Origin of the sequence: Radicibacter daui (assembly GCA_030657355.1) — a bacterium.
Lineage (GTDB): Bacteria > Pseudomonadota > Alphaproteobacteria > Radicibacterales > Radicibacteraceae > Radicibacter > Radicibacter daui.
Window position 1 is genome coordinate 1,815,448 of record CP131056.1, and the last position, 25,657, is coordinate 1,841,104.

The 25,657-nt window shown below is 64.7% G+C and carries 25 protein-coding genes and 1 riboswitch; of the genes, 6 read left to right on the forward strand and 19 right to left on the reverse strand.

From position 1 onward, the window contains the following. Window positions 1-12: 12 nt before the first annotated feature. Complete coding sequence (locus QTL98_RS08555; RefSeq protein WP_510637557.1) at window positions 13-474, forward strand: nucleoside deaminase; 462 nt, start codon at window positions 13-15, stop codon at window positions 472-474. Window positions 475-492: 18 nt separating this feature from the next. Here the strand turns inward: QTL98_RS08555 and QTL98_RS08560 are convergent, their stop codons facing one another. Next, window positions 493-1,452, reverse strand: coding sequence for a threonine ammonia-lyase (locus QTL98_RS08560; protein ID WP_445681799.1), 960 nt, complete (start codon window positions 1,450-1,452; stop codon window positions 493-495). Between the two features lie 95 nt (window positions 1,453-1,547). Here QTL98_RS08560 and QTL98_RS08565 point away from each other — a divergent pair, with 95 nt between their 5' ends. Then, window positions 1,548-2,006, forward strand: a complete 459-nt coding sequence (locus tag QTL98_RS08565; protein WP_445681800.1) for an Lrp/AsnC family transcriptional regulator — start codon at window positions 1,548-1,550, stop codon at window positions 2,004-2,006. Window positions 2,007-2,023: 17 nt separating this feature from the next. Here QTL98_RS08565 and QTL98_RS08570 read toward each other — a convergent pair whose 3' ends face one another. The 16 genes from QTL98_RS08570 to QTL98_RS08645 form a co-directional block, all read right to left on the reverse strand. Next, the gene (locus tag QTL98_RS08570; protein WP_445681801.1) at window positions 2,024-2,839 is read right to left on the reverse strand and encodes a substrate-binding periplasmic protein; all 816 of its coding nucleotides are present in this window, start codon (window positions 2,837-2,839) and stop codon (window positions 2,024-2,026) included. Window positions 2,840-2,960: 121 nt separating this feature from the next. Then, window positions 2,961-3,989, reverse strand: coding sequence for a glycosyltransferase family 4 protein (locus tag QTL98_RS08575; protein WP_445682113.1), 1,029 nt, complete (start codon window positions 3,987-3,989; stop codon window positions 2,961-2,963). Window positions 3,990-4,015: 26 nt separating this feature from the next. Next, a complete protein-coding gene (locus tag QTL98_RS08580) occupies window positions 4,016-4,858 on the reverse strand; it encodes a UDP-2,3-diacylglucosamine diphosphatase (protein WP_445681802.1) in 843 nt (280 codons plus the stop codon). A gap of 411 nt (window positions 4,859-5,269) precedes the next feature. Next, window positions 5,270-5,602 carry a Grx4 family monothiol glutaredoxin gene (gene grxD / locus QTL98_RS08585; protein ID WP_445681803.1) on the reverse strand — a complete coding sequence of 111 codons (333 nt, stop codon included), beginning with the start codon at window positions 5,600-5,602 and terminating at the stop codon, window positions 5,270-5,272. 59 nt (window positions 5,603-5,661) lie between these two features. Then, window positions 5,662-5,904, reverse strand: coding sequence for a BolA family protein (locus QTL98_RS08590; RefSeq protein WP_445681804.1), 243 nt, complete (start codon window positions 5,902-5,904; stop codon window positions 5,662-5,664). A 57-nt stretch (window positions 5,905-5,961) separates the two neighbouring features. Then, window positions 5,962-8,166 carry a phosphoribosylformylglycinamidine synthase subunit PurL gene (gene purL / locus QTL98_RS08595; RefSeq protein ID WP_445681805.1) on the reverse strand — a complete coding sequence of 735 codons (2,205 nt, stop codon included), beginning with the start codon at window positions 8,164-8,166 and terminating at the stop codon, window positions 5,962-5,964. Between the two features lie 3 nt (window positions 8,167-8,169). Next, on the reverse strand, window positions 8,170-8,835 hold the full coding sequence (purQ, locus tag QTL98_RS08600) for a phosphoribosylformylglycinamidine synthase subunit PurQ (protein WP_445681806.1): 666 nt from the start codon (window positions 8,833-8,835) through the stop codon (window positions 8,170-8,172). 134 nt (window positions 8,836-8,969) lie between these two features. Further along, window positions 8,970-10,709 (reverse strand): ABC transporter substrate-binding protein, encoded by a 1,740-nt coding sequence (locus QTL98_RS08605; RefSeq protein WP_445681807.1) that lies wholly within the window; start codon window positions 10,707-10,709, stop codon window positions 8,970-8,972. A gap of 158 nt (window positions 10,710-10,867) precedes the next feature. Next, window positions 10,868-11,257, reverse strand: a complete 390-nt coding sequence (locus QTL98_RS08610; protein ID WP_445681808.1) for a HesB/IscA family protein — start codon at window positions 11,255-11,257, stop codon at window positions 10,868-10,870. A gap of 32 nt (window positions 11,258-11,289) precedes the next feature. Further along, window positions 11,290-11,622, reverse strand: a complete 333-nt coding sequence (locus QTL98_RS08615; protein WP_510637558.1) for an SUF system Fe-S cluster assembly protein — start codon at window positions 11,620-11,622, stop codon at window positions 11,290-11,292. A gap of 157 nt (window positions 11,623-11,779) precedes the next feature. Then, window positions 11,780-13,048, reverse strand: coding sequence for an aminotransferase class V-fold PLP-dependent enzyme (locus tag QTL98_RS08620; RefSeq protein ID WP_445681810.1), 1,269 nt, complete (start codon window positions 13,046-13,048; stop codon window positions 11,780-11,782). After that, a complete protein-coding gene (sufD, locus tag QTL98_RS08625) occupies window positions 13,045-14,409 on the reverse strand; it encodes a Fe-S cluster assembly protein SufD (protein WP_445681811.1) in 1,365 nt (454 codons plus the stop codon). The genes QTL98_RS08620 and sufD overlap by 4 nt, the downstream gene beginning before the upstream one ends. A gap of 4 nt (window positions 14,410-14,413) precedes the next feature. Continuing rightward, window positions 14,414-15,172: a Fe-S cluster assembly ATPase SufC gene (gene sufC, locus QTL98_RS08630; protein WP_445681812.1), complete on the reverse strand. Its 759-nt coding sequence runs from the start codon at window positions 15,170-15,172 to the stop codon at window positions 14,414-14,416. A 57-nt stretch (window positions 15,173-15,229) separates the two neighbouring features. Beyond that, a complete protein-coding gene (locus QTL98_RS08635; RefSeq protein ID WP_445681813.1) occupies window positions 15,230-15,421 on the reverse strand; it encodes a tautomerase family protein in 192 nt (63 codons plus the stop codon). After that, the gene (gene sufB / locus QTL98_RS08640; protein ID WP_445681814.1) at window positions 15,421-16,887 is read right to left on the reverse strand and encodes a Fe-S cluster assembly protein SufB; all 1,467 of its coding nucleotides are present in this window, start codon (window positions 16,885-16,887) and stop codon (window positions 15,421-15,423) included. Before sufB ends, QTL98_RS08635 begins: the two co-directional genes overlap by 1 nt. 128 nt (window positions 16,888-17,015) lie before the next feature. Next, window positions 17,016-17,546 carry an SUF system Fe-S cluster assembly regulator gene (locus QTL98_RS08645; protein ID WP_445681815.1) on the reverse strand — a complete coding sequence of 177 codons (531 nt, stop codon included), beginning with the start codon at window positions 17,544-17,546 and terminating at the stop codon, window positions 17,016-17,018. A 697-nt stretch (window positions 17,547-18,243) separates the two neighbouring features. On the opposite strand from QTL98_RS08645, the gene QTL98_RS08650 reads away from it, so the two are divergent. Further along, window positions 18,244-19,827 (forward strand): hypothetical protein, encoded by a 1,584-nt coding sequence (locus tag QTL98_RS08650; protein ID WP_445681816.1) that lies wholly within the window; start codon window positions 18,244-18,246, stop codon window positions 19,825-19,827. Between the two features lie 14 nt (window positions 19,828-19,841). On the opposite strand, the gene QTL98_RS08655 is transcribed toward QTL98_RS08650, so the two are convergent. Continuing rightward, the gene (locus QTL98_RS08655; RefSeq protein ID WP_445681817.1) at window positions 19,842-22,907 is read right to left on the reverse strand and encodes an efflux RND transporter permease subunit; all 3,066 of its coding nucleotides are present in this window, start codon (window positions 22,905-22,907) and stop codon (window positions 19,842-19,844) included. After that, entirely contained in the window at window positions 22,907-24,145 is a 1,239-nt protein-coding gene (locus QTL98_RS08660; RefSeq protein WP_445681818.1) for an efflux RND transporter periplasmic adaptor subunit, read from the reverse strand. Before QTL98_RS08660 ends, QTL98_RS08655 begins: the two co-directional genes overlap by 1 nt. Window positions 24,146-24,338: 193 nt before the next feature. Next, a riboswitch (ZMP/ZTP riboswitch) is annotated at window positions 24,339-24,421 on the forward strand. Window positions 24,422-24,441: 20 nt separating this feature from the next. Between QTL98_RS08660 and QTL98_RS08665 the strand changes: the two genes are divergently transcribed. The 3 genes from QTL98_RS08665 (at window position 24,442) to QTL98_RS08675 (ending at window position 25,647) form a co-directional block, all read left to right on the forward strand. Beyond that, window positions 24,442-25,038 (forward strand): LysE family translocator, encoded by a 597-nt coding sequence (locus tag QTL98_RS08665; protein WP_445681819.1) that lies wholly within the window; start codon window positions 24,442-24,444, stop codon window positions 25,036-25,038. A gap of 79 nt (window positions 25,039-25,117) precedes the next feature. Next, entirely contained in the window at window positions 25,118-25,243 is a 126-nt protein-coding gene (locus tag QTL98_RS08670) for a hypothetical protein (protein ID WP_445681820.1), read from the forward strand. 17 nt (window positions 25,244-25,260) lie between these two features. Continuing rightward, window positions 25,261-25,647 carry a nuclear transport factor 2 family protein gene (locus tag QTL98_RS08675; protein WP_445681821.1) on the forward strand — a complete coding sequence of 129 codons (387 nt, stop codon included), beginning with the start codon at window positions 25,261-25,263 and terminating at the stop codon, window positions 25,645-25,647. Window positions 25,648-25,657 lie beyond the last annotated feature (10 nt).

Sequence of the window (25,657 nt, forward strand, 5' to 3'; positions counted from 1 at the left end):
GATGCGCAGTACATGGCGCTGGCGCTGGCTGAGGCGGAAGCCGCGGCCGGGCGCGGCGAGGTGCCGATCGGCGCGGTGCTGGTGGAGATAGCCACCGGCGCCGTGGTGGCGCGTGACGGCAACCGGACGCTGGAGCTGAGCGACCCCACTGCCCATGCCGAGGTGCAGGTGATCCGGGCACGTTGCCGCGAGCTTGGCTCGCAGCGCATTCCCGGCCATGCGCTCTATGTGACGCTGGAGCCCTGCACCCAGTGCGCGGCCTCCATCGCCTTTGCCCGCATCGACCGGCTGGTTTATGCCGCACCGGACCCCAAGGGCGGCGGCGTTGCGCATGGGGCGCGCTTTTATGAACTGGCGACCTGCCATCATCGCCCGGAAGTGAGTGCCGGCGATGGCGCAGAGGCGGCCGGGGAATTGCTGCGCAGTTTCTTCCGTGCCCGGCGGGAAGCGGCGAAGGAGCGCCGCCCCGACTGAGGCGGCGCTCCGGCCGGTTCAGGGGGCCGGGGCCTCGGGCACGTTGCTGCCGCACAGCACCGTTGCCACCGTCTTTCCGGCAAACCGTCCGGCATGGGCCATCACAGCAGCCAGGCCTGCGGCTCCGGCGGCCTCGCTCACCTGCCCGTAACGGGCGAGGCTGAAGGTCATTGCCGCCTTGATCTGTGCTTCGCTTGCCGCCAGCACTTCATCTACCGTGCTCGCCATGCAGGCGAGGGCGTACGGCACCGGTTCGCGCACGGCAATGCCGTCGGCGGCAGTTGCGGCGCTCTCGGTGGAAATAACGTCTCCGCTCTCCCACGAGAGCTTCATGGCCGGCGCGTTTTCGGCAACGACGCCGATGACGCGGCAGCCCGGCAAGGTTGCCTTGAGCCAGGTGCCCATGCCGGTCAGCAGGGCGCCGTTGCCGAGGGGAATGAAGACGGCATCAAGGCCGATGTTTCGCCCTGTCAGCGTCTGCTCGATCTCCAGCGCGATGGTGCCGGCGCCTTCGGCAATCAGCCGGTCGTCGCCGTCTTCCAGGAAAGTCAGGCCGTTGGCATCTGCATAAGTACGGGCCGCCGCCTTGGCCGCATCAAAATCATCGCCGGCCTGCCGGACCTCGGCACCGAGGCGGCGCATCGCTTCCAGCTTGACCGGATTTGCCCGGGTAGAGCTGAAAAGCACCAGCGGTCGCCCGCGACGGGCGCAGGCATAAGCGAGGCCCTGGCCGAAATTGCCGGCGGAGGCGGAGACGACCGGCTGATCCGAGGCCGGTTGATGCGCCATCCACCAGTCCGTTCCGCGGCCCTTGAAGCTGCGGATGGGATTGAGGCTCTCGACCTTGGCAAACAGCCGGAGGCCAAGGGCTGCATTGGCGGCAGGATGCTCGAAGAGCGGCGAGGCCAGAAACACCGGGTCGATCTGGCGGGCGGCGGCGGCGATGCCGGCGGCGGTGGGGAAGGGCTGCTGGGTCATGCCGTGGAGCTTACGAGCTCTCTTGGGGTTGATTTCCCGATCTTGGCCACCTTTTGCTATGATTGACCCGATTATGTGTCAATGGCGGGAAAATAATGACTCTGGACCGGGCGGACCGCGAGATTCTGCGGCTCATGCAGCAGGATGCGAGCCTCACCATCGGCGAGCTGGCCGCTGCGGCCGGGCTTTCCACTTCGGCAGCGCAGCGCCGGCTGCAGCGGCTGAGAGAAGAAAAGATCATCCTGCGCGATGTTTCGCTGATCGATCCGAAACGGGTCGGTCCGATGGTCAGCTTTCTGGTCGAACTGGAACTGGAGCGCGACCGGCCGGAGCTGCTGCCCTCGCTTTATCGCTGGATCGAGCAGACCGCCGAAGTGCAGCAAGCCTGGGGACTGACCGGCCGGGGCGACTATACGCTGGTGATCGTGGTGCCGTCGGTGGACGATTTCGATGCGCTGGCGGACAGGATGATGATTGAGAACCCCAATATCCGCAAATTCACCACCAGCGTGGTGCTGAAGCAGCTGAAGCGCTCGCTCATGGTGCCGGTCTAAGGCCGCCGGGCAGGTTCTCAGTTCGAGGGGACCGTTCCAGCGGCGGGTGCAGGGTCGATTGAGGCGGCATCGATATGCAGCCCGTAGCGGGCAAGGATGGCGGCCTGCTCGCCGCTCTGGTGCAGGGTGGCAAGTGCCTGCTCCAGCCTGCCTCGGATATCGCCGAGGTCATGCGCCCGGGTCAGGGCAATGTAACCGGCGCGGGAGCCGAACGGGGGGCTCAGCAGGGTCAGCCTGCCGGAAAGGCCAAGCCGCTCGATGCCGCCCAGGGCGTCACGCTCGGTCAGTGCCACCATGTCCATCCGGTTATTGGCGACCATCAGCAGCCCTTGGTCGGCGGAATTGGCAATCGCGATATTGAAGCTGCCGAGGGCTTCTTCCAGCGCCTTGCCATAGTACCAGCCATTGATGAGCACCACGCGCCGGCCTGCCAGATCCTCGATGCTGCCGCTCCAGTCCGCAGAACTGTCCCGGCGGGCGACCATGACGTGAAAATCGCGATAGATCGGCTGGTCGATATAGTCGAGTGCGGCTTCGCGCTCCGGGGACTTGTAGGGGCCCAGCACACAGTCCTTGTCGCCGTTGGTTGTCTCCAGGAGAGCGCGCGCCCAGGGTACGACCCTGACGGAGATGCTGAGCCCGCTGAGGCGCTCCAGCGCGCCGACGGTATCGATGATGGCCCCGTGCGGGGGTGTGGCCGGCGTTTCCTGTTCGACAAGCCGGGTGAAGGTCGTGGCAACACACTGCAATTCCTGGGCGGCGGCCGGCAATGCCGGAAGGCCAAGCAGGGCAAGCAAGGCAGGCAGGGCCCGCAGCATGCGCGCAAAGATCAAGATGACGTAAAAGCCCGAGTGATCGAAAGTTCACTTACGAGACTTGATCACGCGCGCCTTTCCGACAAGACAAATTGTATGAGCGCTATCCGGAAGAACGTCCGCCATACCGGCAGCGGCTTCAGTCTTCCGGGAACTCGTCCGGCGGCGGGAAGGGGAAGAGATTGGCACGGAACTGCCGGGCGCAGGCTTCCCACGAGAATTTGAGCGCATAGTCCCGGCAGGTCTGGCGATCGCAGGTGAGCGCCTTGCGGATGGCGGCGGAAAGGTCGAGGTCGAGCCCGCCCACCGGGGCATCGCCCAGCACGTCGGCCGGGCCGGGTACCGGGAAGGCGGCGACCGGCGTGCCACAGGCCAGTGCTTCCAGCGAGACGAGGCCGAAAGTGTCGGTCAGGCTGGGAAAGACGAAGACATCGGCAGCGGCAAAGTGGCGGGCCAGGTCCTCACCGCTCTTGTAGCCGAGGAACTTCACCTCCGGGTAACGCTGCTTCAGCTCCTCGGCCATCGGGCCGTCCCCCACCACCACCTTGGTCCCCGGCACATCGGTCTTGAGGAAGGCCTCGATGTTCTTTTCCACCGCCACGCGCCCGACATAGAGCTGGATGGGCCCGGGAAAATCCATGACCGGCGCTTCGCCCGCGAAGGGGTGGAAGAGGCTGGTATCGACGCCACGGCTCCACAGCCGCAGGCGCTCGAAGCCATGGTCGGAAAGCTCGCTGCGCAGCGAACGGGTGGCGACCATGGTGCCGACGGCGGCGTTGTGGAAGCGCCGCATGGCGGCATAGCTCCAGGCCAGCGGCACGTGGAAACGCGGGCGGATATATTCGGGAAAACGCGTGTGATAGGCGGTGGTGAAGGGCAGCTTGTGGCGCCGGCAATAGGCCCGTGCCGACCAGCCGAGCGGGCCCTCGGTGGCAATATGGATCGCATCGGGGCGGAAGCGGCGGATGGTGCGGGCAATGCGCCGGCGCGGTAGCACCGCAAGGCGGATTTCCGGATAGGTCGGGCAGGGGAAGGTGCGGAACGCCTCGGGCGTCAGAAACTCCACCTCGTCGCCCATCGCGCGCAGCTGGTGGGCGACGGTGTCATTGGTGCGCACCACACCGTTGACCTGCGGGTACCAGGCATCCGAGACGATCAGGATACGCATGGTGCCGTCCATCACTTCAGCAAGCCTCAAAGCGCGGGCTCGCTGACGACGGGGCTGCTGGCCGGAGCCGGACTGCTGGCGGCTGCTGACAGGGTCAGCGTGATCGCCTGCTGGTCGATGTCCATCCAGTGCAGAAGATGCAGCTGGCCGTCATAATCCTCCACCAGCGCCGAGCAGGTCTCTACCCAGTCGCCGTCATTGCAGTAGAGGACACCGTCGATCTCGCGCATTTCGGCGTGGTGGATATGGCCGCAGATGACGCCTTCGGCGCCGCGCTTGCGGGCCATGTCGGCGATACCGCCCTCGAACTGGCCGATATAGGAGACCGCCTGCTTGACCTTGTGCTTGAGGTGCTGGGAAAGCGACCAGTAAGGCTGGCCCATCAGCGCGCGGATACGGTTGTACTGGCGGTTGAGCCAGAGGGCGAAGGTGTAGGCCGTGTCGCCCAGATAGGCGAGCCAGGGCGCGCAGCGCATCACCACATCCATCTCGTCGCCATGGCAGACGAGGAATTTGCGCCCGTCGGCGGTGATATGCATCTCGTCCTGCTTGACCTCGACGACGCCGAAATTGTTTTCGACGAAGTGGCGGGCAAACTCGTCGTGGTTGCCGGGGATGTAGACGACGCGGGTGCCCTTGCGCGCCTTGCGCAGCAGCTTCTGCACCACGTCATTGTGGCTTTGCGGCCAGTACCAGTTCTTGCGCAGGCGCCAGCCATCGACGATGTCGCCAACGAGGTAGAGCGTGTCGCTTTCGGTCTTCTTGAGGAATTCCAGAAGGTCAGCCGCGCGGCTGCCTTTGGTGCCAAGATGCAGGTCGGAAATCCAGATGGTCCGGAACCGCCACGTTTCACCGGAAATCGCATTCATCTGACCGTCTCCACCGTCAGGGCGGCCCCAAGCGGGCAGCCAGCTAATGCGGCGGTAATAAGGCGATACGGAAAGCGGAATCCACTAGGGAAATACTGAAAAAGGAAGATTTAACCTGGCTGAAATGAAGCTGACGCCAAGTTGTCATCAACTGTAACAGGGCTGTCATTTAACTATGTCTTGTAGGCAACAGTATATAGTGAAAGCTATTTGCCAATACTCTAAATCTGGTGTTGGCGCCGGGGCGATGGCACGGTCAAATTTCCGCCGCAACCCGCAGCCGGCTTCTTGAGGGAGGGGTTGGCAAGCGAGTCGCGGAGGGTGCGAAAGCCGCGCACAGCAAAAAGCCGTCTCGGGCGGGGGGCCTGAGACGGCTTTTTGTCATTCTTGCCGGGACTGTCGCTGGAGCGATCAGGCCGCCTGGGCGACGCCCTTGCTCTCGAACAGCTCGGCCAGTTCGCCGTTCTCGTACATCTCGCGGATGATGTCGCAGCCGCCGACGAATTCACCCTTCACATAGAGCTGGGGGATGGTCGGCCAGTTGGAGAATTCCTTGATACCCTGGCGCAGCGCCGGGTCGGTCAGCACATTGATGTCACGGAAGGTGACGCCCATGTGGCTGAGCACATGCACCACGGCGGCGGAGAAGCCGCACTGCGGGAAGGAGCTGGTGCCCTTCATGAACAGCACCACGTCGTTGCCGCCGATTTCTGCCTGGATCTGGTTGAAAACCGGATTGCTCATAGCTTGTCTTGCTCCTGGGCGTGGGGGCGCCCGATGGAAAGTTCCGGGGGGTTCGGCCTTCAGGGTGCCTGTTCGGGGGTGCCGGTCTGCAGCGCGAGGGCGTGCAGTTCGCCCCCCATGCGGCCCTGAAGCGCCGAATATACCATCTGATGCTGCTGGACGCGCGTGCGTCCGCGAAACGCCTCGGCATAGACATAGGCGGCGTAGTGATCGCCGTCGCCGCGCAGATCCTCGATCCGGATTTCGGCATCGGGGATGCCTTCCTGAATGAGACGGATGATCTCGCCTGCGTCCATTGCCATCGTTGTTATCGCTCCAGCGTCAGTCGGTGCGGGTGGTCGGGTTCCGAGGGGCTTGCCTCAAGCCGCCTTGCCGGACATGTAGTCCGGCAGCCAACCTTCGTTAAGGGTGGCCAGTTCGTTAACCGATATGGCCCCGGCCCCTGCCAATGTCAATTCGACCCCGCCCGAGGTGCCGATGCGCTCCGCCGGCACGCCGGCTTCGCCGCAGCGGCGCAGGAGGGTCTCGGCGGTGTCGGCTGTGACCGCGACCACATAGCGGCTCTGGTCCTCGCCGAAGAGCGCACCGGCGCCGAGATCGGAGAGGGTCAGGGACGCGCCACGCTTGCCGGCCATGCACATCTCGGCGATGGTCACCAGCAGGCCGCCATCCGCCACGTCATGGCATACGGTCACGAGGCCATCCTCGATGGCCTTGCGCACCAGTTCGCCATTGCGGCGTTCGGCCTTGAGGTCGATGGCCGGCGGGGCGCCGTCTTCACGACCGTGCAGTTCGCGCAGGTAAAGGCTGGCGCCGACATGGGCGCCCTTGCCGCCGATGGCGATCAGCACGAGGCCGTCGCGGTCGAGCGCGATGCGGGCATGGCGGGAAGCGTCGGCAAGGATGCCGACACCGCCGATGGCCGGCGTCGGCAGGATGCCGGTGCCTTCGGTCTCGTTATAGAGCGACACGTTGCCAGAGACGACCGGGAAGTCGAGCGCGATGCACGCTTCGCTCATGCCCTGGCAGGCGCCGACGAACTGGCCCATGATCCGCGGCTTTTCGGGGTTGCCGAAGTTCATGTTGTCGGTGATCGCAAGCGGCAGGCCGCCGGCGGCCGAAATGTTGCGCCAGGCTTCCACGACCGCCTGCATGCCGCCGCGAACCGGGTCGTTCTGGCAGTAACGCGGGGAAACGTCGGTGGTGATGGCGAGCGCCTTCTTCGTGCCGTGCACACGCACCAGCGCGGCATCGGCCTCGCCGGAACGGGCGATGGTGTCGCCCATGACCTGGCTGTCATACTGCTCCCAGATCCAGCGCTTGGAGGCGACATCCGGGCAGGCGACGAGAACCTTCAGCGCATCGATGACGCTGCCGGGCAGCGACACGGAGGCGGCGTCGATCTCGGGCTGTGCCGGCGTCGGTTCCCACGGGCGCTTGTATTCCGGGGCCTTGTCGACCAGCGGCGCCACTTCCATGTCGGCATAGACCTTGCCGCCATGCATGGTGATGACGAGGCGGCCGCTGTCGTTGAGCGTGCCGATGACCGCGAAATCCAGCTCCCACTTGTGGAAGATGGCGCGGGCGCGCTCCTCCGATCCCGGCTTCAGGATCATGAGCATGCGCTCCTGGCTTTCGGAGAGCATGATCTCGTACGGATCCATGTTCTCTTCACGCTGGGGCACGGCATCGAGGTCCATGACCATGCCGAGGCCGCCTTTGGAGCACATCTCAACCGAGGAGGAGGTGAGGCCGGCGGCGCCCATGTCCTGGATGGCGACGATGGCGTCCTCGCGCATCAGTTCAAGGCAGGCTTCCAGCAGCAGCTTTTCGGTGAAGGGGTCGCCGACCTGCACGGTCGGGCGCTTCTCCTCGCTCTCCTCGGTGAATTCCGTGGAGGCCATGGTAGCGCCATGGATGCCGTCGCGGCCGGTCTTGGAGCCGACATAAACGACCGGGAAGCCGATACCGGCGGCGGCCGAATAGAAAATCTTGTCGGTATCGGCCAGGCCCACCGTCATCGCATTGACGAGGATGTTGCCGTTATAGGCCTTGTGGAAGTTGGTCTCGCCGCCAACCGTGGGCACGCCCATGCAGTTGCCGTAACCGCCGATACCGGCAACGACGCCGTTCACCAGATGGCGGGTCTTGGGATGGCTGGGCGCGCCGAAGCGCAGCGCGTTCATATTCGCCACCGGGCGGGCGCCCATGGTGAAAACGTCGCGCATGATGCCGCCCACGCCGGTCGCCGCACCCTGATAGGGCTCGATGAAGGACGGGTGGTTGTGGCTTTCCATCTTGAAGATGGCGGCCTGGCCGTCGCCGATATCGATGACGCCGGCATTCTCGCCCGGACCCTGGATGACCCAGGGCGCCTTGGTCGGCAGGGTCTTGAGCCAGACCTTGGAGGATTTGTAGGAGCAGTGCTCCGACCACATCACCGAGAAGATGCCGAGCTCGGTGAGGCTGGGCGTGCGGCCCATGATCTCCAGCACCAGGGCGTATTCGTCGGGCTTCAGACCGAATTCGGCGGCAAGGGCGGGGGTAACGTCGCGCTGGGCCATGGCTTACAGGCTCTCCACCAGGCTGTCGAACAGGGCCTTGCCGTCGGTGCCGCCGACAAGGGCTTCGGTCACGCGCTCGGGGTGGGGCATGAGGCCCAGCACGCGGCGCTTGGCGTCGAACACGCCGGCGATGTTGCCGAGCGAGCCGTTGGGGTTGGTGTCCTCGACATAACGGAAGGCAACCTGGCCGTTATCCTCAAGGCGCTTCAACCCGTCATCATCGATGAAGTAGTTGCCGTCATGGTGGGCAACGGGGATGGTCAGCACGTCGCCGGCATTGTAACGGCGGGTGAAGACGCTATCGCTGCTCTCCACCGACAGGCGCACATCGCGGCAGGCGAATTTGAGCGAGGCGTTGCGCAGCAGCGCGCCCGGCAGCAGGCCGGTTTCCACCAGCACCTGGAAGCCGTTGCACACGCCGAGCACGGCGACGCCGGCCTCGGCCTTCTGCTTCACCGCCCGCATGATGGGGGAGTTGGCCGCGATGGCTCCGCAGCGCAGGTAGTCGCCGTAGGAGAAGCCACCGGGGATGCCGATGAAATCGACATCGGGGAGTTCGCTATCCCCGTGCCAGACCATGACGGGCGGCTTGCCCGTCGACCTTTCCAGAGCCACCGCAAGGTCGCGATCGCAGTTGGAACCGGGAAATACGATAACGGCAGCGCGCATGAGTTATCCGCCGCTCCCCTGCAGTTGATGTGGGATATCGAAATTGCGCGGGAACCTACGCGTGGCTGCCGGGAATGGCAAGGTGCAGGCTGCCCGTCAGGCGCAGTTTTTCCTTGCAGTGGGTGGCGGCGGCCTCAGTTGGCGAGTTTTGCCGAGCTGCGATAGCGCACGTCGTCGGCCAGCAGGTACTGGTCGGTGCGTGGCTTGTAGTCCAGTTCGCTGCGCAGGCCGTAGCTGGATTTCTCGAAATAGAGCGGCAGGACCGGCAGTTCGTCGGCTACGATGCGGGCAGCGCCCAGCAGGGCCGGCAGGCGTTTTTCCGGACTGATGGTGGCAAGTGACTGCCGCACCAGCGCATCCACCACCGGGTTGCTGTAGCCGCTGAAATTCAGCCGGCCATAGGTCCCATCGGCGGGCGTTGTGGCCAGCAGGCGCAAGGGAGCGGAGAGGTCGGCCATGTTGGAGCCGAGGCCGGCGAGATAGAAGCCGTATTCGCCCTTGCTGCGCCGGTCGAAAAACTCCGTACCCGGCCGGGCATCGACGGTGACGTGAATGCCGATGCGCCCGAGCATAAGGCCGACGGCATCGGCCACTTCCTTGTCCTGCAGATACCGGTCGCGCGGGGTGCCGAGCGTCACGCTGAAGCCGGCCGGATACCCGGCATCGGCCAGCAGGGCGCGGGCATAGAGAATATCGGCGCGCGGCACTGCAAGCCCCAGCGCGCCGGAGGCACCCTTTGGTACCAGTTCCATCGTCGGATCGCCGCTGCCGCTCAGCACCCGTTCGCCGAGGGCCTGCCGGTCGATGGCGAGCGAGAAGGCATGGCGTACGCGCTGATCCCTGAAGGGATTGCGCCCGCCGGTGCCGTCGACGCCCTTGGCGGTCGCAGAAGCGACATCGAAGGCCAGATAGATCACCCGGTTGGTGCGGCCCTGCACCACGTCAAAGGCGGCCTTGCGGTTGAAGGTCGTGAGGGCACTGGCCGGCACCTGATCGATGATGTCGGCGCTGCCAGACAGCAGGGCGCGCAGGCGCAGCGCATCGTCGGCCATCTGGGTATAGGTGGCGCGCTGCCATTGCGGTGCGGCGCCCCAGTAGTTGGGGTTGGCTTCCAGCACCGTTTCGCTGGCGCTTGCAAAGGCGGCGATCCGGTAGGGGCCGGTGCCGTTGATCTCCGGGCTGGCGAGGCCGGCGGTAAAGAGCTTGTCCCACCCGTCCCAGCTGCAACCATCGAGGCTGAAGGTCATGTCGTCGGGGGCGCCGGCCGAGCGCGCCGAGATGATGGGCAGGTTGGAGAGCGCCTGCAACAACAGGGGTTCGGGGCCGCGGGTCGTGATGTCGATGGTGTAGGGATCGGGTGTGGCAAGCACCATCGGGCCGGCGCCGGGCAGCGGGTAGAGCTGGCCCGGTATATGGCCGTCGCTGCCGGGCGTGGCCATCTGCGTCGATTGCGCCGCTTCACGCAGGGCGACCCGGCAGAAGCTGAAGACCACGTCGCGGACGGTAAAGGGCTGGCCGTTCTGGAAGGTGACGTCGCGCCGCAGCCTGAGGCGCCAGTGCAGGTCGTCCGACGACAATTCCCAGCCGGTGGCCAGCAGCGGGGAGGGCAGGAGCAGGCTGTCGCGCCCGACCAGAGCCTCGAAGACCTGGGCGGCCAGTGCATTGTTGGGGGTGGTGTTCTGACGGTGCGGGTCGATGGTGGTCGGCGCAGCGGTGACTGCCGCATGGAGCTCAAGCCCGGCCGGAGCGGCTGCGGCGCTATCTGCACCGGCACAGAAAAACGCAGCCCCGCCCAGGGCCAGGAGGCCGGCAGCGAGCGAGCGCGGAGCCCGCAAGGTAGCGGCCAGGCTGCGCAGGCGTTTCATCTGCGTCATAAGGGCGATCTGTCCACGGGGGCGTTTACCTCTTGAAGACTAGAGGTAATCTGGCTGCCAACAAAGCAAAAGATCGCAGGGTTATGCCAGCCGGGCAAAAGGCCCGGCTATTCCAGTGCAGTTATGAATGAATATTTAACCGATGCCTGCCGGCAATTTCAGACGTGGAAGCTTTCGCCGCAGCCGCAAGTGGCTTTGACATTTGGATTATTGAAAACGAAGCCGGATTGCAGCTTGTCTTCCTGCCAGTCGATCTCGGTACCGAGCACGAACATCAGGGCGGTGGCATCGATGAGGATGGTCACGCCCTTGTCCTCCACCACCTCGTCCCACGGCTTTTTTTCTTCCGCGTAGGTGATGTCGTAGCTGTTGCCGGAGCAGCCGCGCGCCTTGACGCCGACACGCAGGCCAACAACCGGCTTTTCGGAATTTTCGATGATCTCGCGGATACGTTCGGCGGCCGCCTCCGTCAGCGTCACGGCCTTCGGGCGCTCGCGGCGCGGTTTGGCCGGAGCGGCGGGCGTCGTCTCATGAGAGGTCACGGTCATGGTGTCATCTTTCCTTTCCGGTCCCCTGAAGCTCAGAACATACCAAGCGCGAGGCGGGCATCCTCGGTCATGCAGCCCATGTTCCAGGGCGGGTCCCAGGTGATGGCAACATCTACCTGTTCCACGCCTTCCACCGGCATGACGGCCGACTGCACCATGCCCGGCATTTCCTCCGCCACCGGGCAGCCGGGGGCGGTGAGGGTCATGGTGACGGCGATATGGCCGCTTTCATCGATCTCGAGCTTGTAGATCAGGCCGAGGTCGAAGATGTTGACCGGAATTTCCGGGTCGAAAATCGTGCGCAGGGCGGCGACCACCGGGGCGATCAGATCGGCCCGTCCGGTGATCTCCGTCGTTGCCGGCACTTCGCCCTCGATGCCGAGGGCAGCCGCGTCCAGCTCGGCCGTTTCGGCGCCCGGCGCGTCTGCCGCGGCACTGGGGGCCGTGTCCGGCACGGCGTCACTGGCAGTCAGCATCTCGTTCATCTCGGTTACGTCTCTTTCAGCCATCGGGCCTTAACTCTTAACTCAGCATCTTGCGGGCTTTTTCAAGCCCCTCGGCCAGCGCTTCCACCTCGTCCGCCGTGGAGTACATGGCAAAAGAGGCGCGGATGGTCGAGTGCACGCCGAGGAAATCCATGAGCGGTTCGGCGCAGTGCTGGCCCACCCGCACGGCAATACCCTGCCGGTCAAGCAGCGCACCGACATCGAGCGCGTGCAGTCCGTCGATAGTAAAGGAAATTACCGCGCCCTTCTGTGGCGCAGTTCCATAAATGGTAAGGCCCGGAATGGCGCTGAGGCGGGCGGTGGCGATCTCCAGGAGCTCGCGCTCATGCGCCATGATGCGCTCAAGGCCCCAGCTTTCCATGTAGTCGAGCGCCGCGGCAAAGCCGATGGCCTCGGCAATCGCCGGGGTGCCGGCCTCGAAGCGGTTCGGCGGGGCGGCGTAGGTAGTCTTTTCCCACGTCACCCGCTCGATCATGTCGCCGCCGCCCTGGTAGGGGGGCATGCTCTCGAGGATGTCGCGCTTTGCGTAAAGCGCGCCGATGCCGTTGGGGCCGTAAAGCTTGTGGGCGGTGATGGTGTAGAAATCCGCATCAATGGCGCGCACATCGGCGCCGCCATGGACGGCGAACTGGCTGCCATCAAACAGCACCTTCGCCCCCACCGCATGGGCGGCGCGGGCAATTTCCTTTGCCGGGGTGATGGTGCCGAGCACATTGGACATGTGCGTCATCGCCACCAGCTTCGTGCGCTCGTTGAGCAGCTTTGAGAACACGTCCCAGTCAAGGCTGCCGTCGGGCTTGATCGGCGCAACGCGCAGCACGATGCCGGTTGCTTCCCGCAGCATCTGCCACGGCACGATGTTGGCGTGATGCTCCATGGCGCTGACGATGATCTCGTCACCGGCCTTGAGATGCGTGCGGCCCCAGGCGACGGCCACGAGGTTCATCGCCTCGGTCGCGTTGCGGGTAAAGACGATCTCGCCCGGATGGCCGGCATTGATGAAGCGGGCAACACGGGCGCGGGCGGCATCGTAATCATCGGTGGAGCGCACCGAGAAGTCATAGATGCCGCGATGAATGTTGGCGTAGTGGTCCTCATAGAGGGCCTGCATCGCCGCCAGCATCTGGCGCGGCTTCTGCGCCGAGGCGGCGCTGTCCAGGAACACCAGCTTCTTGCCATTCATCGGTTTGGCAAGGATGGGGAAGTCGGCCCTTACCGCTTCCACATCATAATGGTCGTTGCTTTGCTGGACGCCGGTTGCGGGCGACGAGGCGGGAATGCTCATTCGATGGCCTCCGCTCCGGCATCCGCCGGCAGGGAAGAGGGCATGTTGCGGCCACGCCAGGCAGCGACATGGGTGCTGAGGGCAGCGCGCACGCCTTCATGGTTCACCGTCTCCAGCGCTTCCTCGATGAAAGCGCCGACGAGAAGGGCCTGGGCTTCGGCGAGCGGAATGCCACGGCTGCGCAGGTAGAAGAGCCAGTCTTCATCCAGCGAGCCGGCGGTGGCGCCGTGCGAGCACTTGACGTCATCCGCGAAGATTTCCAGCTCCGGCTTGGCGTTGATTTCCGCCGTATCGGAGAGCAGGAGGGCGCGGTTCAGCTGATAACCATCAGTACGCTGGGCGTCCGGGGCCACGCGGATCTTGCCGGCAAACACGCCATGGGCCTGCCCGTCGATCACACCCTTGTAGACCTGATGCGAGTTGGCATCGGGCTGGGCGTGATGGATGAAGCTGGACGTATCGGCCAGCTGGCGGTCATGGATCATGTAGCCGCCATTGAGATGGCAGAGGCTTGCCGTGCCCAGCTCCGCACGGATCTGGTTGCGCGACAGGGTGGCACCCAGCGTCAGGATGAAATTGTCGTAGGAGGCATTGTCGCCCACGACCACACCCTGCGTGGAGATGTGATAACCGGCCGGGCTTTCGTTCTGCAGCTTGTAATGGCCAAGCTCGGCCCCGGCGCCGAGGCTGACTTCCACCACCGCATTGGTGAAGACGGCAGCATCGGTAAGGCTGGTATAGCTTTCCATGACCGTAAGCTTCGCGTCGTCGCCCAGCTCGATGAGGAGGCGCGGCGAGGTCATGAGGCCGGGCTTCGTGGTGACGAACACCACATGCACCGGACGCTCCACCGCCACGCCTGCGGGCACGGCAAGGCCGAGGCCGCCAGACATCAGCGCAGTGGAAAGCGCGGCCAGCGGGCTTTCTTCCACCGTCACGATCTCGCCCGGCTGCAGGCCGTTGCCGTCTGCCAGCACGGTATCCAGCAGGCGGATGCTCACGCCCTCTACGGCATCAAGCGCGCCGGTGGAAAGGGCCGGGGAGAAGACGCCGTCCACGAAGGCAAGGCGCAGGGCGTCCTCGACATCGTCCAGCACGCGGGCTTCAAGCGCAGCAACATCAAGCGTGCCGGCCTTGCCATCGGGAAGGGCAAAGCTTTCGCGGCCAAGGCCGGAAAGACTGGTATAGCGCCAGGCTTCATCACGGCGGCCGGGCAGGCCGGCGGCGAGGAAGGCATCGCGCGCGGCGGTGCGCAGCGCGCCGACGGCGGCATTGCCGGCGCCGGGCAGGCGGGAGAGCTCAAAGCCGTCGGCAAGTGCCGTTCCGGCCGGGCGGGTTTCGGATTTGGTGACAGCGCTCATCGGATCAGGCCGCCGCCCCGGCGAGGTCGCCATAACCCTTTTCTTCCAGCTCCATCGCCAGTTCCTTGCCGCCGCTGCGCACGATGCGGCCGGCGGCCAGCACATGCACATGGTCCGGCACGATATAGTCGAGCAGACGCTGGTAGTGGGTGATGACGAGCATGGAACGCTCGGCCGAGCGCAGGCGGTTGACACCTTCGGCGACCACGCGCAGCGCATCGATATCAAGGCCGCTATCGGTCTCGTCGAGCACGCAGAAGGCCGGCTCCAGGAGCGTCATCTGCAGCATTTCGGCGCGCTTCTTCTCGCCGCCGGAAAAGCCGGTGTTGAGAGCGCGCTTCAGCATGTCGGTAGGGATGCCCAGTTCGCCCGCCTTGGCGCGCAGCAGTTTGGCAAAGGCGATGCCGTCGATCTCGTCCTCGCCGCGCGCCTTGCGGATGGCATTAAGCGCCGTGCGCAGGAAGGTGGAGGTGACGACACCCGGAATTTCGACCGGATACTGGAAGGCCATGAAGAGGCCGGCAGCGGCACGCTCTTCCGGCTCCATCTCCAGCAGGTTCTGACCCTTGAAGGTCACGCTGCCGGCGGTGATCTCATAACCGTCGCGGCCGGCCAGCACGTTGGAGAGCGTGCTCTTGCCGGCGCCGTTCGGCCCCATGATGGCGTGCACTTCGCCCGGCGCGATGGTGAGATCGATACCCTTGAGGATCTCCTTGTCCTCGATGCGTGCGCACAGGCCCTTGATTTCGATGAGGTTGGTCATGGCGTCCAAATCTTCTCTTCTTAAGTCTTGTCTTCGATGCCGGATGCGGCGGGCGCCTCAGCCCTTGGCGGCTTCCACCAGCGGGGCGCCGTTCATCCAGTCTTCCGGCTTCACGTCGGTAAAGATGATGGTGGTGGCAGAGGGCCTGGCACCGCAGATGCGCTGCATCTCGCGGGTGATCACCTCGGCGAGTTCGCGCTTCTGCTCGGCGGTGCGGCCGGCATACATGCTGATTTCAACGAGCGGCATCAGCCGACACTCCCTTCCAGAGAAATGCCGACCAGCTTGGTGGCTTCGACGGCGAATTCCATCGGCAGCTCCTGCAGCACTTCGCGGCAGAAACCGTTGACGATGAGGGCGACGGCCTCCTCTTCCGGGATGCCGCGCTGGCGGCAGTAGAAGAGCTGGTCTTCGCTGATCTTGGCGGTGGTGGCCTCATGCTCGACCTGGGCCGAGTTATTGCGCGCCTCGATGTAGGGCACGGTGTGGGCGCCGCACTTGTCGCCGATCAGGAGACTGTCGCACTGGGTATAGTTGCGCGCGCCGCTGGCCTTGGGGCCGATGCGCACGAGGCCGCGATAGGTGTTGTTGGAGCGGCCGGCCGAAATGCCCTTGGAGATGATCCGGCTGCGGGTGTTCTTGCCCAGATGGATCATCTTGGTGCCGGTATCGGCCTGCTGGTAATTATTGGTGATGGCGACGGAGTAGAACTCGCCCACCGAATTGTCGCCCTGCAGGATGCAGCTCGGGTACTTCCAGGTGACGGCGGAGCCGGTCTCTACCTGGGTCCAGCTGACCTTGGAGTTGCGGCCGCGGCAGGCAGCGCGCTTGGTCACGAAATTATAGATGCCGCCCTTGCCGTTCTCGTCGCCCGGATACCAGTTCTGCACCGTGGAATACTTGATCTCGGCATCGTCGAGCGCCACCAGCTCCACCACCGCGGCATGCAGCTGGTTTTCATCGCGCATCGGCGCTGTGCAGCCTTCCAGATAGGAAACGTAGCTCGCATCATCCGCCACGATCAGGGTGCGCTCGAACTGGCCGGTCTTTTCCGCATTGATGCGGAAATAGGTGGACAGCTCCATCGGGCAGCGCACGCCCTTGGGGATGTAGACGAAGGTGCCGTCGGTGAAGACGGCGGCATTGAGCGCGGCGAAGTAGTTATCGGTGTGCGGCACCACGGTGCCGAGATACTGCTTCACCAGCTCGGGGTACTTGCGCACCGCCTCGGAGATGGACAGGAAGACAACGCCCGCCTTCTCCAGCTCGTCGCGGAAGGTGGTGGCGACGGAGACGCTGTCGAACACGGCATCGACGGCGACCTTGCGCACGCCGGCCAGCACTTCCTGCTCCTTGATGGGGATGCCCAGCTTCTCATAGGTCTTGAGCAGCTCGGGATCGACCTCGTCGAGGCTCAGCGGGCCGTCCTTCTTCTTCGGGGCGGCGTAGTAGTAGGTGTCCTGGTAATCGATCTTCGGATAGGAGAGCTTGGCCCAGTGATGCGGCTCTTCCATCGTCAGCCAGTGGCGATAGGCCTTGAGGCGCCAGTCGAGCAGCCACTCGGGCTCCTCCTTCTTGGCGGAGATCAGGCGAATGATGTCCTCATTCAGCCCCTTGGGCGCCATCTCCATGTCGATGTCGGTGACAAAACCCCACTTGTACTTTTCCTGTCCGAGGGTTTTGACCTGCTCGATGGTCTCGGTTGTGGCTGCCATCTCGATGTTACTCCGAAGTCCTGATCGTCACTGGGTGTCGAGGTCGTTGTTGTGTCCGGCCTTGTCGGGCCGGGAAGAGCGTCTGACGCGCTCTTTTGGGCTTTTGCGGGGTGTTTAAGGCCGGCCCGCTATCCGGCCGCCGCCAGCGCGGCGTCTTTACCGGGCCCTGCCTTTGCCGCCATTACCGGCGCGGCCCGTGCGGGCAGCGGGGCGGGGGGAAGCATTTCGGCAAGGGTGATATCGGCAAGCGCCGTGCGGATGGCGCTGTTGATGCGGTTCCAGCCATGGCTCATGGGGCAGAGGATCTCCAGCGAGCAGGGCTCGCCGGAATGCCCGTCCGCGCAAGCGGTAATGGCAATCGGCCCTTCCACGGCGGTCACGATGGCGGAGACGGTGATGTCCTGCGGGGCGCGCGCCAGCATATAGCCGCCATGGGCGCCGCGCTGGGAGGTAAGCAGGCCACCCTGGGCCAAGAGGCGCAACAGCTTGGCGACGGTTGCCTGCTGCAGGCCGGTGCGCTCGGCAAGGCCGGAGGCCGTATCCATGCCTTCATTGCCGCCATTGGCAAAGCTGCCCGTGCCGGCAACGGCCTGATCGGCCCCGGCAAGCTGCGCCATGATGAGCACGGCATAATCGGTCATGCGGCTGAGCTTCAGCATCGCTGGCCTCGTTACCTTCTAACCTGTTGAAATTCATGTGGAACCGGCCGCCGGCATCTCTCGGTGCCTAAACAAGACCAATTCGGTACGAATTTATTTGGACCGATAGAGGCGGGAAATCAAGGCGGATTTCCCTGTTTTCTGTGAAGCGGCCCGCGGGAAAGCCCGGTTTTCCGCCATTCGGCATGGAGGTGTTGCGGCCAGAGGGAAGCTGCCATGCGGCTGGTGCTTGGCTTGCCGGCTCGCGTGCCAACGCCGATGTCGTCCACCTGCCACGGGAGCGTTGGCAAAGCTGCACAAAGGCGGGCCAACTGTTGCGCCCAGGGGCGTTCCTTCATGACAAATGCCAACATCTACCAACAAATTCGGGGGTATTTCGGGGCCGCTTCCCCATGGCCCGCGGAGCGCCGCAACAGGCGGCGCGGAACAGGACGGATCTCCGGTCTTGATATTGGGTTTTTTATCCTATTTTGTCGTTGGCATCAAGTCCGCAGGCCATACTTCCTTTTCTCGTCCGGCCGGTAGTCCATCCTTAAGATTAGCCGGGCCATACTCCTGGAGGCGTATCGCTGTGCCGGCCATGAGTGCGAAACTCTGTCCGCTTCCGGTTCGCCTGACTAATCGGTTATGGTGCGGGCGCAGTCCGTTCCGCCGGAACTGACAGAGATAAAAAGATAAAAGAGCGAAAACACCCCGCATGAGCGAGCCTTCGGACAAGACAAAGACGGTCACTGCGCTGGTCTCCCGCCTGCCCACCGGTGCGGCGCGGGCGCTTTATGGCGAACTCGCCCAGGTGGGCGAGGGGACGCAGGTTTCGATGGTGACGCGAGCGCTGGCCGCCAAGATCAATGCCGGGCGGCGCCAGCATGGGCGGCGGCTGTTCACCCAGCTGTTCGAGCCTTTCATGGTGGCGGACGATGATTTCCTGAAACCGGGCTTTGCCGGTATCGGCATCGTGCATCCGCTTGATATCGGCGGGCTCTGGTCCGTTGCCGCTGCCGGTCCGGTGGCGGCGCTTGCCAAAACGATGGACGAGCGCATTCCGGCGCTCGCCGATGAAAAGCCGCTCGACCTTGTGCTGGCGATGCCGGAACTGGTGTCGCTGCAAACACGGGCCCGCGAGGAGATTGCCGCCTGGCTTGGCGGCGAGGCCAGCCGGCAGCCCAGGGCACTGGCGGCGATCAACCGCTGGCGGGCCGACGAAGCCAGGCAGACCGGGCTCGGTTTTGAGCCGCGCCCGCTGACCCAGGAAGATTTGCTGACGCTGCGGGCGCTGCTGCTGCATGGCGAAACCCTGCGCCCGATGTTGAAGGACGCCTCGGCCTCCGGTAGCGGCGGGCGCTACGGCACCGCCGCGCGCGACGTCGCCGTCCGGCTTTTTGCCCATACGATCCAGGAAGATGGCAGCGACATTGCCCGCATGGCGGTGCTGATGGTGCCGCTCGCCATCCTGCACCGGCGCCGGGACTACCGGTCGGTGGTGCCGTTCCTGCTGCAGGGGCCGGAGCCGATGCAGGCGCGGATTCTCGAGGCGATCGACGGCCATCTGGCGCGGGTGTGCGGCAAGATCGGCGACGAGGCGAGCGCGCTGGCCGCTGCCGGGCCGCAGGTACGCGGGCCGCTGGTGGCGCCGCTGCGCCGGCAGCTGGCGCTCAGCGCCCAGGTGGACCATCTGGATACGCTGCTGGCCATCTACGAAGAATTCGAGCTCATCAACGATCCGCGTCTTGGCATGCGGGCGCGCAACCATCTCGACCAGATGGTGAAGATCGTGGAGCGTTCGCTTTATCCGGCGCTGATCGAGCGCAGCCTTGCGGCCGGGCGCACCACCAACCGTGCCTTGCCGGACCAGGACGAGCTGATCTGGGCCATCGGCTTCTGCATTCGCTGGCGCGCCGTGATCGGCCGCGGCATGCATTGGGGCACCGGCCATAGCGGCTTCAAGGAACGGGTGCTGGAGATCGTGAAGGGCGCCTTTACCGAGGCGTTGGCCGAGACCGGCAGTTTCTCCCCGACCGAGCGCCTGAGCCAGGCCGTGCGCATGATGGCGCTGGCCCAGCCGCTGGGTGCCCATGTCGCCAGCTGGATCGGCCTGCTCGACAAGGGGCTGGTGCAGACGGTGATTGCCCGCCTGCGCGTGGAAGAACCGCTTTCGGGCGGCGAGCGCGAGCTGGTACTCGCCGTCGTGGAACTGGCCCGCGAGGAGCTGCGGCGCACGCGCTACTGGAAAGACGCACGCCTCGTGGAGCTGGAAGAACTGGCGGTCGCCAGCGGGCTTTGACACCCTGAACGGCGTCAGATTTCCGCCGGGCGTACGAGCAATCTGAAGCCCCGGGCGATCCTGTCGCCGCCATTGGCGACGATGAGGTGCAGGGCCGGGATCACGATCAGCGAGAGCACCGTGGATGCCAGGAGCCCGCCGATGACGGCTATTGCCATCGGAGCGCGGAATTCCCCACCATCGCCGATCCCGAAGGCTGATGGCAGCATGCCGGCGACCATGGCCAGCGTCGTCATGATAATCGGCCGTATCCGCTGCAAGCAGGCCTCGATGATCGCATCTGTCCGGCTGAGGCCCTCTGCTTCGCGCAGGAGGGCGAAATCGAGCAGCATGATGGCGTTTTTGGTCACGATGCCCATCAGCATGAGGATACCGATCACCACCGGCAGCGATATGGCGCTGCCGGAGAGAAGAAGCGCGGCGGTGACGCCGCCGACCGATAGCGGCAATGAGGCGAGGATGGTCCAGGGTGTCAGGAAACTGCCGAAGAGCAGGATCAGGACCACCAGGACAAACATCAGGCCGGAGCCCATGGCGACGATGAAGCTTGAGAACACGTCGCCTTCATTGTCTGAATCGCCGGTGGCCTGGATGTGAACGCCCGCCGGCAAATTCCGGACACTGGCAAGCTGATAGACGCGTTCCAGGCCCTGGCCGGAGGTGAGCGCACCGCCCATGTTGGCACCGATCTCGACCCGGCGTTCCCGGTCCAGCCGTTCTATCGAGGAGACGGCTTCGTCAAAATAGATGTCGGCCACGGCGGAAAGCGGAATGGCCGGCCCCCCGCCCGGGGACGGAATTGGCAGGAGTTGGAGCGTCGTCAGCCTGTCGCGGTCCTGCTGCCCGATCAGCACCCGGATTGGTATCTGGCGTGAGCCTTCAAGGAAGTTCGGCAACTGGCTGTCAAGTTCACCCACCGTCGAGACACGAAGGGCGCGGGCGATGGCTTCCGGGGTTATGCCGAGCAGGGCCGCCTTGTCGCTGCGGATCTCCATCTTCAGTTCCGGGCGCATGGCGGTGTTGCCGGCCACCGGGCTGATGAAGTCCGGATCGGCCGACATTTCATCCAGTATCTGACCTGCGGCGTGCTGGACGGCTTCGCCATCGGTACCCATGACGGCAAAGGAGATATCGCGCCCCCCGCGATTGTTGAGGAAGGTGAGGCGTGCATCGGGCAGGCGCGCGATTTGCCGCTCGATCCCGGCCTCGATCTGCCGGGAGGAGAGGGAGCGCTGCGATTTGTGGGCAAGGTTGACAAGGACGGTTGCAAAACGCACGTCCTTGCGGCCGTTCGCGTTCGCCCCGGCACGGGTAAACACGGTGGAGACCCCGGGCTGCCACAGGGCAATGGCGGTGATGGCGCCGGTGGTGGCGCGGGTCTCATCAAGGCTCGCGCCCGGCGGCAGTTCCACCGAAAGCATCAGGCGGCCCTGGTCTTCGTCCGGCAGGAACGCGGTTGGCAGCGACAGCAGGCCCGCCATGGCGAACACAAACAGGCCGAGTGCCAGGCTGACGGTCAGCCACCGCCAGCGCAGCCCGAGCCGGAGCATGTTTTCATAGGCCAGCATCAGGCGGCCCGCTGGCCGGTGAGCCTGCTCCTTGCCGGACATGAACCAGGCTGCCAGCACAGGTGTTATCAGCCGGGCGACCAGGAGCGAAAAAAACACGGCGATCGCGACCGTCAGCCCGAACTCGCGGAAATAAAGCCCGATGACGCCGCTCATGGTGCCGACGGGCACGAAGACGGCGATTATGGTGGCCGAGATGGCAATGACAGCCAGCCCGATCTCGTCGGACGCATCGAGCGCCGCCCTGAAGGCGGATTTGCCCATGTTGCGGTGGCGTACGATGTTTTCGATCTCGACGATGGAATCGTCGACAAGAATCCCGGTGACGAGGGTGATCGCCAGCAGGCTGAGAATGTTGAGCGAGAAGCCGATGAAATCGAGGGCGAAAAAGGTCGGGATGATGGAAAGCGGCAGGGCGATGCCGGCGACGACGGTGGCACGCCAGTCCCGCAGGAACAGGAAGACGACGATGACCGAAAGGACGGCCCCTTCCAGCAGGGTGTGCAGGGCGGAGGCGTAGTTGCCCTTGGTGTAGGAGACGTTGTCTTCTGCCAGGGAAAAACGAATGCCCGGATTGTCATGGGCGAGCCCGGTGACGACGGTGGCGACGGCATCAGCCACCGCGACCTCGCTGGCCCCTTGCGAGCGATAGACGGAAAATCCGACGACATCGTCGCCGTCAAGAGCGGCGAAGGCCCGGGCCTCAGCCCCGGTGTCGGAAACGGTCGCGATATCACCCAGTCGCACGGAACTGTCGCCGGACAGGGCGAGGCGTGCATCGGCGAGATCCTGCACCGTCAGCGCCGCCCCCTGCGTGGTCAATGCCTGTTCACGGCCGCCGAGGCTGCTGCGCCCGCCGGAGACGCGGAGCTGGGTTTGCAGCAGGCGCCGGTTAACGTCATCGGCTGTCAAGGCGAGGGATTGCAGGCGGGCCGCGTCCAGCGCGACCTGGATTTCCCTGTCAGCGCCGCCAACGCGCTCGACACGGCCTACGCCGGGCAGGCCCTGCAGCTTGCGGGCGACGACATCGTCGACGAACCAGGAGAGGCCGGTCCGGGTCATGTCCGGTGCCGCGAGCGCATAGGTGACAACGGCCTGGGGCTCCTCCTCGACACGCTCGATGACCGGCTCGTCAATCGTGTCGGGCAAGGAGGAGCGTATTTTGGCCATCTGGTCGCGCACATCGGCGATGGCCCGATCGGGAGTGACCATGCCGAGTTCCAATTCCACCTTCGTGACGGAGCGCCCCTGGTCGATGGTGGACTCCAGCGATTTTATGGCCGGCAGGGAGGAGATGGCGTCCTCTACCGGGCGGGTGACTTCTGTTTCCAGTTCCGCCGGCCGCGCCCCGGTCTGTTCCACCGTGATATTGACCGTTGGAGTGATGATGGGCGGAAAATAGGAAACGGGCAGGCGGTAGAAACCATAAAGACCGGCTATCGTCAGGACGATAAACAGCAGGACAGAAGGCAGCGGGCGCCGGATGGCCCAGGCGGAGATGTTGAAGCTCATCAAAACGCACCCTTCACCGTGTTCAGCGAGATGGAGCGCGACGCTTCGCCTTCGGGAAGGGCGTCGGCCAGAACCGGCTTAATCCGGGCATTTTCCTTGAGAAAACTTCCGGCCTTGAGGACCACCAACTCGCCCACGGCAAGGCCGGCGGCAATTTCGGTCATACCGTCCTGTTGAAGGCCGACCGAAATGCGGCGGATGGAGACGACGCCATCCCTGACAATCTGGACGCTGTGGATGCCGCCGGCGCTATTGACCGCGGTTCCTGGCAGGACGATGCCGGTGTGCCTGTCTGCCTGAATGTTGCTGCGGGCAAACATGCCGGGCACCAGGTCAAACCCTGCGGGCAGGGCGATATGCACGGTGCCGCTCCGTGTCGCGGGGTCGAGCCGGGCATCCTTGAGCCGTACGCTGCCGCCAATCGCCGTTTCTTCTCCCAGAGGCGCGACAGTGGCGGACATCCCTTCGCGGATCCGTACGAAGAGGGTTTCCGGGACACTGGCGACAAATTCGATGTCGCCGCCGGCCGCCAGCACGAAGAGAGGCGCCCCTGAAGCCGAGGTCGTGAGGCCGACACGGGCGTTGCGAACCAGTACCCTGCCGGCACCGGGCGCCCGCACGGTGCTGCGCTCGATGATCAGTTCGATCTCCTGCCGCTCCTGGAGGATCAGCTTTTCGTCCGCCTGCGCCAGTGCCAGCGACTGGCGGGCCAGCTCAAGTTCGGCGATGGCCCTTGTCTGCGCGCCTTGATGCTCCTCAAGCATCTGGGTGGCGAGGGCGCCTTTCTGGTTGAGCGCCTGGCTGCGCGCCAGCCGTTTGCGGGCCTCCGTCGCGGTTGCCCCGGCGGCGTCGACCTTGCTGGCTTCAACGGCGATGGCTGCCTTGGCCCTGAGCAGGCTGACGGTATTCTTGTCGAGCTGCATCCGGGCGTCGGCCATGTCCAGCCGGACCAGCGGCTCGCCCTGTGCAACTGTCTGGCCGACCTCCACCAGCACTTCCTGGATCTCGCGGCCTGCCACATAGGGGTGGACTTCGATTTCTTCCCGGGCGGCGAGCGAGCCGATGACGGGTATTTTTTCAAGCAGGGTCGCCTTTTGCGCGGTAACGACGCTGACAGCCATCTCCTCCTGCGCCCGGGCCGGGGAGAGGCCGGACACCCAGAATATCGCGCCGCACAGCGCCATGCCGGCGAGGCGCTGCCGCCAAAAAGCTGTTTGCCGTGCCGTTGTGGCTTTCATCAACCGACCCTTCCCTTGCCATGGCCTTTGCGGCCGTGGAGCATTCCGGCGCTACGATAGCGATCCGGGCCGGGCGGGATGTTGCGTCCTGTTAAGTTATGTTTCGGCCCGCGCCGCTTCCCGGTTGGCCGCGCGGGCGCTGGCTGGCCCGGCCGCATCCTTGCCGGTTCCGAAGGGAGCGGATAAGCTCTCCTTTGTGCTGCGTGACTGGCGGGTCGGGATGGGAAACCATCGGGGAGCGCAGCGCTGTTCTTGCCGTCCGCCTGGGCCAAACCCTTTTTGAGAACGGGGGCCCCATGGATGCGCTTTTTCTCTTTATCCTCACCTCTCTTGCCCTGACCGGAAGCCCCGGTCCGAACACGCTGAGCCTTGCCGCGCTGAGCGCGGCTTTCGGCCGGGGGCGGGTGGTGCCTTACATGGCCGGCCTCAATCTCGGCATGGTGGCCGTGGTGGCGCTGGTTGGCTCCGGCTTCTGGGCGGTGCTGCTGTCCTGGCCCGGCGTTGCGCCGGTAGTGACGATTGCCGCGAGTGCCTATCTTCTCTTTCTGGCCTTCAAGATCGCCACCGCGCCGCCGTTGGCTGCGCGAATGGCGGAGGCGGCTGCCGTGCCGCCCTGGTATGCCGGCGCGGCTTTGTCGCTCAGCAATCCCAAGGCCTATGTCGCCGTGGCGGCGGTGTTTTCGCGCTATTTGCTGGTGCCGGGAGGCGGGCTTGCCGACCAACTCGCCAAGGGCGGGCTGCTGCTGGCGATCATCGTGTTCGTCAATATTCTCTGGCTGGTGGCCGGATCCCTGCTGGCCCGCGCGGTGACGAGGCCCGAAGTCGGCCGGGCGGTGAATATCGTCTTTGCGGCGCTGCTGGTGCTTTCAGTGGCCTTCGCGGCGCTGCTTTGAGGGCCGGCTGCGACCTTGTCCGGTGGCGGGCGGGGGCATAGGCTCCCGCCATTCACACTGATCGACGGGGCTTGATGTCATGGATGAAGACAAACTTCTGGTGACGGTGCTGGGCGACAATCTGGAAGCGGCGTCGCTGCGGATTGTTCTGCTTCTGGGCGCTTTTTCCGTCGTGGCCGCGCTGTTTGTAAAACTCCTCGGCTAGAGCTTCGCGAGGGTGCCATGCGATCTGCCGGTCCCGATATCGCCGAAATCCGGGCGCTTGAGGAAGCACTTCACAAGCCTGAAGTCAGGTGCTCGCGTGAGGTCCTTGAGGCATTACTTGCCGAGGGTTTTGTCGAGTTCGGCGCCTCGGGGGCCGTTTATGACCGGGCGCAGATTATCGAGCTTCTGCTTCATGAAGGGAGCGAGGCAGAAGAGCCGCTGAGTATAGAAAATTATGCGCTGACTACCATTTCCAACGATGCGGTGCTGCTGACCTATCGTAGCCACCGGAAGCGGCCCGACGGCTCGCAGCGCCATGTGCTGCGCAGCTCGATATGGACGCGGGCCGCCGGGCGGTGGCAGATGCTTTTTCATCAGGGAACGGTGACGGGGCCGGTCGCCTGAAGGCTGGTTC